Genomic DNA, 13,973 nt, shown 5'->3' on the forward strand with positions numbered 1-13,973 from the left:
TTTGACTATTTTCTCAATTTACACTAATCATGAAACCGTTTCTAGCCACTTTCTTAATCGTTCTCTTGCTTCAGCAAGCTGTGGCCCAGCCCAAAATGGGGATAGGACCCATCTTCAAAAACAACCAGGAAGGCAAACGAAGAGCCTTGGTGCTGGCCAACCAGAACTACCAACACCAAGCACCTCTGAAAAACACCCTCCGCGATGCCGACAGCATGGCCGTTGCCCTGCGCTACCTGGGCTTTGAGGTGATGCTGGTTAAGGACAAAACCCTGGCTCAGACTAAAGATGCCATCGACCAGTTCACCGATTCACTCAAGCCTGGTGATGTCGCCTTCGTCTACTTTTCCGGGCATGGCCTGGGCTACCTGCGTGACAACTATCTGTTACCCATTGAGTTTGCCATGGAGACAGTGGGAGGAATCAAGAACCGAGCCATCAGCACAACCGAGCTGCGGGATGGGATTACCCGTCGGGGGGTTCGGAATCTGTTTCTGGTAGTAGACGCATGTCGCAACGAGTTGGCTGCCAAAGGCGATGGGGCCTTCAAATTGGTAGCTCCTGAAGACAACCCACCCGGCACGCTGATGGCTTTTGCTACGGATTATGGCCAAACAGCTACGTATAAGAGTAAAGACAACCGAAATAGTCTCTACACGGAGTCGTTGTTGATCTATCTGCGTCAGCCGTTGGAGGTTCAGGAGATCTTTCGGAAAGCCAACCAGCGGACCAATAGTGAGAGTCAGCGGCTAGGCCAGCCGACGCAGTATCCCCACTACATTCCTATGATCTATGATGACTATTTCTTTATAAAGCCAATAGTACCAGTTTCCTCAGCTTCTGCCCCTGCTGGTTCGGACATGGTTTTTATTAAAGGAGGAACGTATAAAACGGACGGTGGTACAACTATTACTGTTAGCTCATTTTTGATGGGCAAATATGAAGTGACTATTGGCGAATTTGAGCAATTTATACATGACACACATTATCAAACCGACGGATATACGAGTGAAAATAATTTTTTCTGGAATGGAAAAAAATGGGTAAGGGCCAATTCTAAAACTGTGAATTGGCGATTTGACGAACAAGGGCAACCTCGGCCACCTTCGGCTTATCGCTATCCTGTGATTTATGTAAGCCATAATGATGCTGAGGCTTACTGTGGTTGGCTTAGCAAGAAGACGGGTAAGAAGTATCGGTTGCCTACTGAAGCTGAATGGGAATATGCCGCTGGAGGAGGGAGTACTCACAGCAAATATAGCTGGGGAGATGAACTTCCATCTGGCAAGCTGGTTGGAAACATAGCCGATGAGACTGCACAAAAAACGTTTTTAGACTGGGATGTACTTCAAGGTTATACAGATGGTTTCGCCTTTGCTGCTCCAGTAGGTAGTTTCGCTCCTAATCCATTAGGTTTATACGACATGACTGGTAACGTATTGGAGTGGTGTAGCAAACAAGTGCAGACAAATGGCAGCATCACTAGCTCTAATGGCGATGACAACGATATGAAACCGGCGTTTAAAGGGGGGGCTTGGAACTCTGAGATAGAGGAGTGTTCGGTATCGTTTAGCGAAAGACGCGCGCCATCATTTCAAAGTCATTATGTGGGCTTTCGAGTTGTTGCCCAGGTGGATTGAAGTTAATTTAGAATGCCTTGTCGATTCTCTACGGAGAGAATTAGAATCGAATGAGGAGTGAGAGAATGCCCAGGCGATGTTACAATGGTCATTTTTCACAATCTTCTTTTCACTGCATACAAAATAGATTTTTCAGCACAACTGATTAGAAATCCTCCACTCCATTCGATTAATTAGCATGGCAACGTATACCTATCAATCTCACAGGCAACAAACCACGCCCGGTACGGCATTTACAGAAGGAAACAATGGCCACTATTGGCTGGCAGGCGCATCGGGTAAACAAATTGAGGTGTTACTCAAACGGCTGAGTGATGTGTTGAGTAAGCCTACAGCGCCTACTGCTGAACAAATAGACCAAACACTGAACGACTATTGGGAGTGGTTTCGGGATGCCTACCAACAGTCGAAAGGAGACGAATGCCCTTACTCTGATGATCAGATTACCGAAAGTGTTGGCCTGGCCTGGCTTACTACACAGGGAAAAGCTACGCTGTTTAGCTCAGGCAATTTTCGGTTCTGTATTATAACCAATGACCAGCTCCTACCACAGGGGCAGGGATACCAGCAAGTTCAATTGTCAACGAACTCCCTACTAATCGCCGATCCCAGCCGGGTCGACATTGCACTCCAAGTTGTTGAAGAGTATCGTAAGAGCGAAAATCAGTGGGAATCCATCACCCAAAAGACATATACTTATCCTGTCGCCGTTGTGCAGGCTGTAGCGGTAACGCAAACACCCCCAGATAATGGCGATAAGTCAACTGAAAAAATACCAATAACTGCTCTACTAGGCGTTCTGACTATTGTGGCAGGATTGCTTGTAGGGTGGTATTATTTCATTGGGCCGATGGTACAACAACAACCAACGTCTGATACTACAACTGCAATCAGTTCAACAACTACCTCAACACCCGTTGTCGTTGATTCATCAAAAATAGATAATCCTGTTCAAGCCCAAAGCCTTCCCAAGCCTGTCGAAAATAAGATTCAGCAAAAAGACAAAAGCACGAGTTCAGAAACCCGCCCTGAGTCCAACAAGCCAGCAACCGAACCGACCCACGTAAAACCAACCCCGGCTCAAACTCAACCAACAGCTCTCAGGCCAGCGAAACAGCAAGGCCAGCCGGACCCAGCTGGCGACTACCTTGAGGCTGGCCACAAGGCCTTTGCGAAAGCGGAAAAGCTACGGGCAGCCGGAAATCCCGATCAGGCTATTCAACAATATGAAGTGGCTTTAGCCAGTTTCAATCGCTTCAGTGCTCTTAGGCCGGAGGGAAAAGCGGCTGTCGCCAAACTAATAGCTACCTGCAATGCCAGCTTAACTACTTTGAAAAGTACACCCTCTTTTTGACTACCCTTTGCGTAGTTCCATGAATACCGCAAGCGAGATTTACCTACCAGCAGGGGTTTATCCCGCCAGGAATATAAATCAGCCCAATACCCATCACCAGAGGTATGAAGCCCAAAACGCATCAAGTAGTGCAAGTGATTACTAATACGGAAAATTTTATTGATTTATTTCAGTACCTACTGATTGGATTTCTGTCGAGCAAGCGATTAAGAGGTAAACCGTATCGCTAACACCCAACAAATTCAATTATGTCAACTGCACCTCTCACGAATCGTCGCAGCTTTTTACGCCAGTTAGGCCTGGGAGCGCTCAGCGTAGGACTAATCAGCGGCCTTGACCAATGTAAAGGAGACACCGATTCCGTTCAACCGTTCAACCCATACACGTTCATGACCAACCCCAAGGATTCGCTTATCCTGAAAGTTGACACGCAGGCGGGCGAACTCATCGAGTACTTCGGAACTCGAGACCTGGAAGGTATTCCGAAGACAGTTGATGTAATCACCTACCGAAGTCAGGCTCAAAATGAACTAGCAACTTACTGTTATCTCAATGCGCAGTCAAACGTATCCAAAATCATTAGCGAAGATGGGGCGCAGTTTGCGTTTAAATGGTCTAGTGCCAGTAAAGCTTTGGTCACGTTTGTATCAGCAGATAAAGACCAGCAGTTGAGCACTGAAATCGACTTTGCTAAAGTGAGTACCACTGGCTCAGGACGGCTGGCAGCTACAGGTACGGTTACCAAGCCTCAAACTGAAGCCCGCAGTGGCAAATCAATCGAATTGATGGTATCGGAAAAACCGCTAGCAGAAACCTCCTTTCCATCGGCAGCGCGACTGGCTGGTCAATCGTCGATCATGGTTGATGTAAAAAAGTGTGGGTTCCCGGCCGATGCGGAGGTTTGGATTCGCATGTACAAAACTGACAAGCTCAATCAACTGGTTAAAGTAGGGCGCTTTCCGACAGTGCGCACCACAAAAGGGATATATAGTTGTTTTATTTTATCTGACGACGCAGCCTCAAAAATTGAGATTAACCATCAGAAACTGTGCAAATGGGCAATTCAGGCGGGTATCTGTAGTGCCAGCATTGAATTACTTAGTAAAGGACTTTGCACTGCTTTAGCTGCGGCTGGAACGGTAGAAAGTGGGGGGCTAGCTGCCCCGGCCTTTACGGCAGCAGTGGCGGCTTGTAGTAAAGGAGTAAATTTTGTTTTAAAAAAGGTTGCTGCCGCAGGGTGCCAAAAGGTGATTGATGGGACAATACAGCCCGTAACGGATTTTTGTAACGCAAATTTTGCCGACGTTAATGAACGCTTATGGACGGGCAACCTTCAGTTTATTGCGGAAGCAGTTGGGGTCGGCCCCAAACCAATTTATAGTAAGTTGGTCGACATCGATGGGCAACAAGCGTACCCTAATCTAAGTATCGACTTAGGCGGATCACCATCGGTAAACTATCTGATTCTTGAACCGTCGAAACCTCTTGCCAAATACACGTACGTTGCTCAGGCAAGCTTGAGCTGCCTACCTTATGGAACGGTAGTGACCCTGTCGATAACAGGAACGGATGGCTATCAGGACAGTACATCCACAACCGTAACATCGCTGCTAAGCGACGGGACTTTTGGGGTAAAGCTAATCGTTCCGGGTGCTCAGGAAGCTGGGATAAATGATGTAGTAACCTTAGTAGCTAATCTGCCCAATGGAAAGCAACTTCGGCAAACGGCCTCTTTGGTATTTGTATAGGTAGACAGGTATAGAGCCGATTTCATCAGCTCTACTTTAAGCAACAAGGCGCAAATACAACGCTTAATAAAATGGCCTGCAATAATTGTGGATAGTTATTGCAGGCCATTTCTAAATTCTTATCTTAAAGCTCTTTATGACCATAGGAAAACTCTACCATGTTACGGTAAATTTTTCTTGAGTGACCTGATTAGATTTTCGATCTATCCACGATCTATTAAAAAAGCCAACAACCGTGAAAGTCACAGTAACTGTATCCTTCATATGGGTAGCTATCTTCTCCTATGTAGCCACCTACGCTCAGTCAGGTAGTAAACTCGGTGTAACGACAATCGTTAAAAACACTGGAAAGCGATTAGCGCTTGTAATTGGTAATAAGGACTATCGGAATGGAATCAGCCCACTGACCAATACAGAACGTGATGTTGACAGTGTTACGGCAGTACTGAAAAAATTAGGGTTTGAGGTTTTTCCATACAAAAACCTCGATTTTACCCATACTCAGGAAGCTATAAAGCAGTTTGCAGACAAACTGGCCAACGGTAAAGTAGAAGTAGCGTTAGTCTATTTCTCTGGCCATGGTTTAGGAGTTGGCGATATAAATTACCTTTTACCAATTGATACACAGATAAGTTGTGTTGATCAACTCAAATCATATGAGTCTGTCTCTCTCAATAGAGTAGTGGATACTGTGCTGTCTAAAGGCATTAAGAATAATTTCTTTTTTTTAGATGCCTGCCGAAATATAGGATCACTAAGGCGCTGTGATGGCACACTCGTTGGGAACGATTTTCGAGGCTTGGCAAAGCCAATGGAAAAGTACCGAAATAGTATGATCGCCTTTGCCACTCGGGAAGGTGATGTAGCAGATGACAACACATACGACAAAATAAACAGTCTGTTCACCTCAGAATTGATCAAGTATCTGCCTACGCCTAATGTTGGAATACGTTCCATACTCGATCTTACCAAAAAAGGGGTGTTACTACGAAGTAACGACAGACAGGATCCCAAGCGTTGGGATGATCTGATTGACGATTATGTATTTATAAGAACAACTGCACTCCCATCTCCTGCGTCCCTTAAAAGCATTACCGTAGTTGCTTATAAACCTAATAATAGTACGGTTCTAGATGTAGGTTTAGCCAAGAAGGCCGCAGCGGAACTGAAACAAAAACTACCAGACTACGACATTCAGTTACAAACAAATAGCAAAGGACTGCTGAATGAGGACATAATATGCACCGTAACGTGTATTACGAGTACCAGTAACAACTCTATCGAGGTGAATAACTCGTCTTTTGACCTTATCAAGGCAGATACACAGCTGCTACTAAAGTTTACAAGAGGTAAGGATATACTCGACGAAATAGAACTTTCAGAAGGTGGTACAGATCATCAAAAAAATATTGCTATAGAGAACTCTATTGAACGAGCCTTAAATAAACTGAAAGATATCCCCATCAATTTCCCCAATCAGCGCACTCAATTACCCGCCAGTAATCCGTCAAAACGATGAAACCTTTACAAACTTTATTTCTCCTTCTGTTCTTATTCTGCTCTGGTTACAGCCAGGCCCAGGATAGCGACATTGATACCAAAATGCAGAAAATGGCTACACAATTGGCCGAACGTATACGGGCAACCGGTAAGAATCGTGTAGGGGTGGCGGACTTCAATGACTTACAGGGAAATGTGCCAGAATTAGGTAAATATCTGGCTGAAAACTTCCAGGGCGAGTTAGTCAACAATAAGTTGCGGGTCATCAATCGACAACGCCTATCCGATCTTCTTAACGAAAATAAGCTGACGGCGCAAAAACTGCTCGACCCAGCTAATGCGCTTATAATTGGCAAGGCTGCGGGTATGGAAGTAATTGTAACAGGTACTATTGCCCCAATTGATGAGCATACAGTAGCGATCAATGTTCTGGCTCTGGATATTCAGGGAGCAGAAGCGATTGCCAGCGCCAAGACTAAGCTAAACCGAACAGTTGCGATTAATGATCTAATGCGTTCAACGGTCAAGCAAGGTGGAGGCTCTGGATCTTTACAGGAAGTATCTACGATGCCGACGGTTACCTCTCAAGATAAAAATATCGGCTATGTTCTAATGGGCGATAAAACGCTAGACCTCTCCAAAGAAACTTGCTTGTCTGGCCATAATTATGGGCAAGTATGTTTAGAGAATATTTTAAAACAACCTCTCGTACTTTATCAGGCCAATGGACGACATACCTATTACCCAAACATACTAATTGGTACAAATGCCCGTAACTGTGCACCCCTCTTTCTTACCAACACAAACAATAAGGTTGAAAATACTAATTATGATCTCTTTTTTCATACCACTGAGGAAGACGAAGCAAGCCGCCGATATGGTAAAATATCCATTGTTATCGAAGGGTGTAAAGTCATAACACGAGTCATCAATACAGACCGGCTTTTTTTGAGCAAAACCAAACCCAAATAGCTTATGAAACGAGTCGAATTTTTTCTAGTACTGTCGTATATATTGATCTCAATAAACAGCCAGGCACAAGCCGATTTCAAGCCCCAACTCAAAAAATTGGCTGATGATCTCACCCAGCAACTTAGACAGAGGGGCAACATGCGCTTGGCAGTAGCCAACTTTACTGATCAGCAAGATAATGTTACTGAGCTCGGCAGATATCTCGCTCAGCAATTCAGTGTATACCTCATTCGAAATGGACTAGACGTATTGGATCGAAGTAAAATGAGCTATTTGATGGAAGAAAATAAGATGAGTGCAAAAGGGCTCCTTGATCCAAAGAACCAGGCCGCTTTGGGACAATTAGCCAGTATCCAGCTCATTGTGTTTGGTACTACAACACCCAGTGACAAGTCTATTGAGCTCGTGATAACAGCAACAGACATTGGTCGTGGTAGCGGGATAGCCGCTACAGATGGCTCTATCCCAAGAACCAGCTCGCTTAATGATCTCATGCGTTCTACAGTAAAACCTGGTGGAGGAAATGGCTCTTTACAGGAAGTATCTACGATGCAAACGGTTACCCCTCAAGATAAAAATATCGGCTATGTTTTAATGGGTGATAAAACGATGCCTCTGCCTAAGGAGTCGTGCCTCACTAATATGGGCAATTTTGGAAAGGTGTGCTTTGAAAACATATTACCTCAACCTATAGTGCTATACAGGCTGGTCGATAAATCCAGTAGCAATTCCTATACGCCTAATATATTGATTGGAAAAAATGCAAGGAACTGCACAGCATTGTTATATACAGGGGCATATGATAAAATTCGTGATGGCAATTATGAATTCTATTTCCATACAACGGAGGATGACGAGGATAAACGTCGGTATGGCCAAATGCCTGTTGTTGTAGAGGGGTGCAAAGCTGTTATCCGAGTTATTAATTCCGATCGTCTTTTTCTGAGCAAAACTAAGCCAAACTGAGATCATGAAGAATGCCGTAATACTGATTTTAACATTGTGTTTCCCATTTCTTACAAATGGACAAATGCAACCTGATTTCAAGCCCCAACTCAAAAAGTTGGCTGATGATCTCAGCCAGCAACTCAGACAAAGGGGCAATATGCGCCTAGCAGTAGCGCCTTTCACAGATCAACAAAACAATGTAAGCGAACTTGGAAAATTCCTTGCTCAACAGTTCAGTGTTTATCTTATCCGTAACGGGCTGGATGTTCTTGATAGAAGCCGGGTGGATGTTTTGATGAATGAAAATAAGATGAGTGCCAACGGACTCCTTGATCCAAAGAACCAGGCCGCTTTGGGACAATTAGCCGGAATCCAGCTGATCGTTGTAGGTTCAACTACACCAACCGGTAAGTCGATTGAACTGGTCATAACAGCGATTGATGTTGTTCGAGGTAGTGGCATCGCAGGTACTGATGGCTCTATCTCTCGCGACAATGCTCTTAATGATCTTTTGCGCTCAACTGTGAAGCCAGGTGGGGGTAGTAGCTCATCACAGGAGACGTCAAGTATTAATACAGGAAATTCTACCGGCCAAGATTTAAATTATACGATAATGGGAGATAAAAAAATGGATCTGCCCAAAACTACCTGTTTGGACGGGATTGGAAACAACAAAGGACAGGTCTGTTTCGAGAATATTACAAAACAAGCCTTGATATTGTATCAGGTGAAAGATTCAAGTATTCCATACCGCCCAAATGTTCTAATTGGTACAAATGGCCGTAATTGTTCGCCACTACTTGACACAAGTGGTTATGACAAAATTGGCAACAAAACATACGAATTCTATTTCCATATGGCTGAAGAAGAGGAAGAAAATCGCCAGTACGGAAAAATGCCACTGGTGGTTGAAGGTTGTAAAGTTATTGTTCGAGTTATCAACAATGAACGTCTATTCCTAAGTAAAACTAAACCTAATTAATATTCATAGCCAAGCTGTACGGTCACAACTGCAGTTGCTAGCAAATGACCTTTCCAAACAGATCGAGACAAACGGTAGAAATCGCGTTGTTATTTCCTCATTTCTTAACTTAAAAAAATCAGAAAACAGAAATGGAGCGTTACATGGCGAACAAATTTGGTATAAGTGTAATGAAGGCCAATACATCCTTACAGCTTGCCGACCGAAGCCAACTAGTCTAAGTACTTCGCGATAATAAGCTGGTGATTAAACGAATTCCTGATCCGAAAACTATACAACCCTGGGACTACTAACAGGTGCAGAAGGAATAATTACAGGCAATTACACTGCTCTGGGTAATTCATTGGAAATAGTCATAAAAGCCAGTGGATTAACATTGGCTGTTGTAGAAAGTACAGTACCGATTGCATCTGAAATAAAAAACATTAGCTCAATCAAAGCCGGACGACAGTAAGTCAACAATGTTTTACAAAGGACAGAATGAAGTTGGTGCTCCCCTATTTGTATCAATCAGAGAAGCATTTAGAGTATTTTATTGAAATAATGCCTCAACCAAGAACTCCACAAATCAATGAAAGTTTTGCTGTTTTTTCTATTGCTTGTCTTACCATGTTTAGCCAATGCTCAAGACGATAGGGTTAAAGCACTCGCAAACGAGATTGCTGATCAAGTCGTAAAAAGTGGCAATAAAAATGTGGCAGTTGCTACATTTAAATATAAAGACTGTACAACCGAATACGGCAAATCACTTGCCGAAGATTTGACGGGATATCTCTCTGTGTCTGGGCGCAGCATTAATGTAGTGAATCAGGAACTACTTAAAGAGCTTCTGGAACAAAATAAACTGACGGTTCAGGGCGTACTAGTAGCCAAAAACGATGCTGCTAAGCTCGGCCAAGTTTCGGGCATCAATGCACTAGTCTACGGAACCATAACTACCCATGGCGAGGAAGTACGACTTTCAGTCAGCATCATCAAATTGCCAACTCTTGAGGTATTTGGCTTTGCAAAAAGTGGGTTCACCCTCACAGGTAGTATCAAAAGTATGCTGACCTGTTTGCAATCAACGAATCCTTCTATTGGCGTTACCAAAGACCCGGAAAAGTCCGCTACTAATACGTGCTCAGGGCGTAATACACCTGGCGCATTGATCTCTATAAGCGAGTGTATCCTCAACAGTCGCCAATTGGTATGCAATCTGACGGTTTCAAATGACCGCAACGATAAAGCAGATGCCGCTTTTGGTTACAACAGCCGGGAAACATACATTATTACCGATACAGGTCGTCAATACAGTGCTTCAAGTATCAATATTGGCAATTCTGGCAATTCAGCTATGTATGGTAACGTGTCAGGCTATACGGCTATCTACGGCGTGAAAGTAATCGGGAAGATTACCTTCGATGTGGAGGACAGTTCAATAAAATCTCTGCAAATCTTTGAAATGAAAGATCAGGGGTTGCGCTGTGCTAATGTAGCCATAACAGGTACTAGCCAACGCTAATTTTTTTGATTCCCTGATTAGAAATACCTCACCTGTTCGATAAAAGCATTGTAAAGAGCAATGCCCCAACTTACGTTCCATTTTTTCTGCCAAAGCTATGAAATCAATCTATTCCTTAGTTTATACTACTTTCTTATTAGGGATATCACTAAACATTATTGCCCAACGCCGGCCTGAGTGGGTCGACAATCTACCCCAATACCCAGGTACTTGTTTCAAATTTGTTCTGGGGCATGGTAGCTATGAAGATAAAGGGTTAGCTCAGCGCAAAGCCGAAGCTGATGCAATCAATCAACTAGCGGACTATGTTGGCAATCATGCTCCAACAGAGATATCAGAGGATATAAAGATCATCAATGGTAAGCAAGGAATATCAATAGAAAAGAAGGTCAGCGAAATCATTCAGACAACGGGGGGCAAATATCTAACTGGTTTTACACGACAGGAAGCGCCTTATTTTGAGAAAAGAAAAGGTATATATGAATGCTGGATTTTGTATGTCCAGGAATCCTGTAACGAACATTTACCTGACAATGCTTATCCACGCAGAAAAGCGGGTCTACGGGCAGTGGTGCCAAGTTGGGCGCAGTTTTATAAACAGCAACCCTTAAAAGGCAGCCTGATTCTAGGCGGTGTTGCACTCATCGCAGCAGGGTATGGGGCATCGCTTTCTAACGAGAATTATTACCAGAAACAGGCAAACCTATATAATACAAATGCAACTCAGTTCAGCAACTTTATTCAACAAAGAGACGACTGGCACAATACCAAAACTGGAGTGCTGATTGTAGGTGGAGGCTTGCTGTTTGCCTATAACGTGATTGATGCCATTGTAAAAAAAGGGCCCAGAGACTATTCTGGAACGCCAGTTGTCAACAAAAAAATATCTTGGAGTTATTGGAATGTCAGACCCTATGGTGCAATAAGTCACGCTGGCTTCTCTGTCTCATACTCATTGAGTCCTAATCGCTAGTTACAGTTTCTTTGCCAAACCTCTTTTGCAGAAACTATGAAAACGATACTCGTATTCCTCAAATACGCTAGTCCAATGGCTGTAGTGCTACTATTGGATGGTTGTAAAGGGTGTGGAGAGAATCCTCCATCTCCTAAAACAGGCTTCAATATCACCGTAACGGATAAACGTACGAATAAGCCAGTTGCTGATGCTAGTTTAGATTGGGAATATCGGGACGCAATTCTACCATCAGAGAATGGGACAGGGAAGACCGATACAAATGGCTTCTTTGAAACAAAATCAGAGAACCGCAAACCAGGAAACTACCGGATTACAGTGACTGCCAAAGGCTATACTATTACTCCTAAAGAGTTCACTGTACAGGCCGACAATGTAGCTTCGGTAGTAATCCAGCTTGAGCCTGAATCACCCCTGGAAATTACGCCACCGAATTTGACATTTAACGGTAACGAAACAGTTAAATCATTCTATCTCAAAAACAAAAGCGATCAATATGACCTAGTAATTAACCTTGAACCAGCCCAAAAAGATGATTGGGTAAAATTTGATCCGACTTCGCTAAAGATTCCTGCAGGGAGCCAGAAGGAAGTAACCGTCACCGTGAACCGAACAGGACGAGGATTTGGGAGCTACAATAGCACAGCTATCGTAAACTATTCACAGAGCAACCTTAGCTATAATACTAATCTGAATGTGTACATGATCATCGCCAACCCGCAGGCACCAACCGTAACCACCAATGAGCCAACGGGTGTTACTCAAAACTCGGCTGATGTACTGGGTACACTTACCAATATAGGAGGCAGTCCGGTAACCGAACGGGGTATCTGCTGGTCGGAAGCCACCGATCCTAAGCCCGACAACTCCTCAAAGGCATCGGTTGGGGCCGGTGGCTTGGGCACCTTTACGGCTACGGCTCGCTCGCTTAAGGCAGGCACTCACTATTTTGTAAGGAGCTATGCCATCAATGCCAATGGGACAGGGTTAGGGGAGGTTAAGGAATTCACCACCCTGGTCAATACCACCTCACCAGTAGTAACGATCGACCCTGTGTCAGAAAACACCATAACGCTGAACTCGGCCAGTGTCACGGCTATGATTACCAACAATGGTGGCTCTACAGTGATCAGACAGGGTTTTTGCATCAATACCACCGGCAATCCAACCCTGGCCGATAAAGTTTTTGAAGCAAATGTGGATGGGAGTGGCAAGTTTGGGGCAAATCTAACTGATTTATCGCAGGGATTGGTTTATTATGTTCGTGCGTTTGCCATCAATAGTCTGGGCGACACCAAACCTGGCTATAGTCCGGTAATTCCTTTCAAAACGCAGGTACCTATCACACCGGTGAAACTGACCACCGGGACTGCCACCAACATTACTGAAACAACAGCCCGCGTGCAGGGCAACATTACTGAATTAGGGTCAAGTCCTATTACACAACATGGTTTTTGCTGGTCCCGGCAAAGCGCAATGCCTGACATCAACAATGCCGAGAAAAATCAATTAGGAACTAAAGCCGATCCAGGGGCTGTTTCTGCAAACCTATCGAATTTGAAAAAAGGGGCATTGTACTACTTGCGCATATACACCACATCGAACGATGGGAAAACAGTCTATGGCAATGTTCAAACGTTTGTAACAAAAGAGCAGGGATTAGTGGTCTTTTATCCGTTTAACGGAGATGCCAGTGATGCCAGCTACAATGGAAACAATGCTCTTGCTACAGCTAAGCTCACCGAAGATAAAAATGGAAACTCACAAAGTGCTTATGATTTGAGTGCAGGTAAGATTCAAGTACAGAATGCAACAGTTGGCCGATTCACGAGCGACTTTACCTATAGCTTTTGGGTAAAAATCAATGCTTCGGCCTTCACAGGATCGCAAAAAGTTTTGTTATCCAAAGGTTATAAAGATGATTGTTTCGGGTTTGAAAGTGCGACTTGGGGCGGATTTATGATTTTCACAGATCCAACTAACAATTCACTAAGCCTTTTTGTGGCCGGTACCGATAAAATGAAAACTAAGGTAAAATTAGCGGATGGAACCAGTTTTTCTGATTCATGGCACCATGTAGTAATTACGAAAACAGGCACTTCTGTGAATTGCTATTTAAATAGTTTGATAGCTAACACGAACTCTGTTACTACCTCAACAATTGGGGGATATCTTACCAATAATAGTACTATTTATGAAGGGCAATTGACTTTAAGTGGCTTTTCTTACGAAGCCACTAAGTGCCAATACACGCCCGTTAGGTTCGTTGGAAGCATTGATAACTTCCGGTTCTATAGCTACGGCCTTTCGGATGATGATGTGAAAGATTTGTACGACCGTGAAAAATAAACT

At 43.9% G+C, this 13,973-nt stretch carries 10 protein-coding genes; all 10 read left to right on the forward strand.

All coding sequences use genetic code 11. The annotated features are described in order from the left end of the window. The first annotated feature begins 29 nt into the window (after positions 1 to 29). The 10 genes from ACYVGR_RS26585 (at position 30) to ACYVGR_RS26630 (ending at position 13,970) form a co-directional block, all read left to right on the forward strand. Positions 30 to 1,640, forward strand: a complete 1,611-nt coding sequence (locus ACYVGR_RS26585; protein WP_460962531.1) for an SUMF1/EgtB/PvdO family nonheme iron enzyme — start codon at positions 30 to 32, stop codon at positions 1,638 to 1,640. A 178-nt stretch (positions 1,641 to 1,818) separates the two neighbouring features. Continuing rightward, entirely contained in the window at positions 1,819 to 2,994 is a 1,176-nt protein-coding gene (locus ACYVGR_RS26590) for a hypothetical protein (protein ID WP_460962533.1), read from the forward strand. Between the two features lie 248 nt (positions 2,995 to 3,242). Beyond that, a complete protein-coding gene (locus ACYVGR_RS26595) occupies positions 3,243 to 4,742 on the forward strand; it encodes a hypothetical protein (RefSeq protein ID WP_460962535.1) in 1,500 nt (499 codons plus the stop codon). Positions 4,743 to 4,977: 235 nt separating this feature from the next. Continuing rightward, positions 4,978 to 6,261 (forward strand): caspase family protein, encoded by a 1,284-nt coding sequence (locus tag ACYVGR_RS26600; RefSeq protein ID WP_460962537.1) that lies wholly within the window; start codon positions 4,978 to 4,980, stop codon positions 6,259 to 6,261. Beyond that, positions 6,258 to 7,214, forward strand: a complete 957-nt coding sequence (locus tag ACYVGR_RS26605) for a FlgO family outer membrane protein (protein ID WP_460962539.1) — start codon at positions 6,258 to 6,260, stop codon at positions 7,212 to 7,214. The genes ACYVGR_RS26600 and ACYVGR_RS26605 overlap by 4 nt, the downstream gene beginning before the upstream one ends. Before the next feature lie 3 nt (positions 7,215 to 7,217). Then, on the forward strand, positions 7,218 to 8,180 hold the full coding sequence (locus ACYVGR_RS26610; protein WP_460962541.1) for a FlgO family outer membrane protein: 963 nt from the start codon (positions 7,218 to 7,220) through the stop codon (positions 8,178 to 8,180). Positions 8,181 to 8,184: 4 nt separating this feature from the next. Beyond that, positions 8,185 to 9,144 carry a FlgO family outer membrane protein gene (locus ACYVGR_RS26615; RefSeq protein ID WP_460962543.1) on the forward strand — a complete coding sequence of 320 codons (960 nt, stop codon included), beginning with the start codon at positions 8,185 to 8,187 and terminating at the stop codon, positions 9,142 to 9,144. A gap of 571 nt (positions 9,145 to 9,715) precedes the next feature. Continuing rightward, positions 9,716 to 10,648, forward strand: a complete 933-nt coding sequence (locus tag ACYVGR_RS26620; protein ID WP_460962545.1) for a hypothetical protein — start codon at positions 9,716 to 9,718, stop codon at positions 10,646 to 10,648. Between the two features lie 97 nt (positions 10,649 to 10,745). Next, positions 10,746 to 11,621 carry a hypothetical protein gene (locus tag ACYVGR_RS26625; RefSeq protein ID WP_460962547.1) on the forward strand — a complete coding sequence of 292 codons (876 nt, stop codon included), beginning with the start codon at positions 10,746 to 10,748 and terminating at the stop codon, positions 11,619 to 11,621. A gap of 36 nt (positions 11,622 to 11,657) precedes the next feature. Continuing rightward, the gene (locus ACYVGR_RS26630; protein WP_460962549.1) at positions 11,658 to 13,970 is read left to right on the forward strand and encodes a LamG-like jellyroll fold domain-containing protein; all 2,313 of its coding nucleotides are present in this window, start codon (positions 11,658 to 11,660) and stop codon (positions 13,968 to 13,970) included. Positions 13,971 to 13,973: the final 3 nt, after the last annotated feature.

This window comes from Spirosoma litoris (assembly GCF_054776755.1).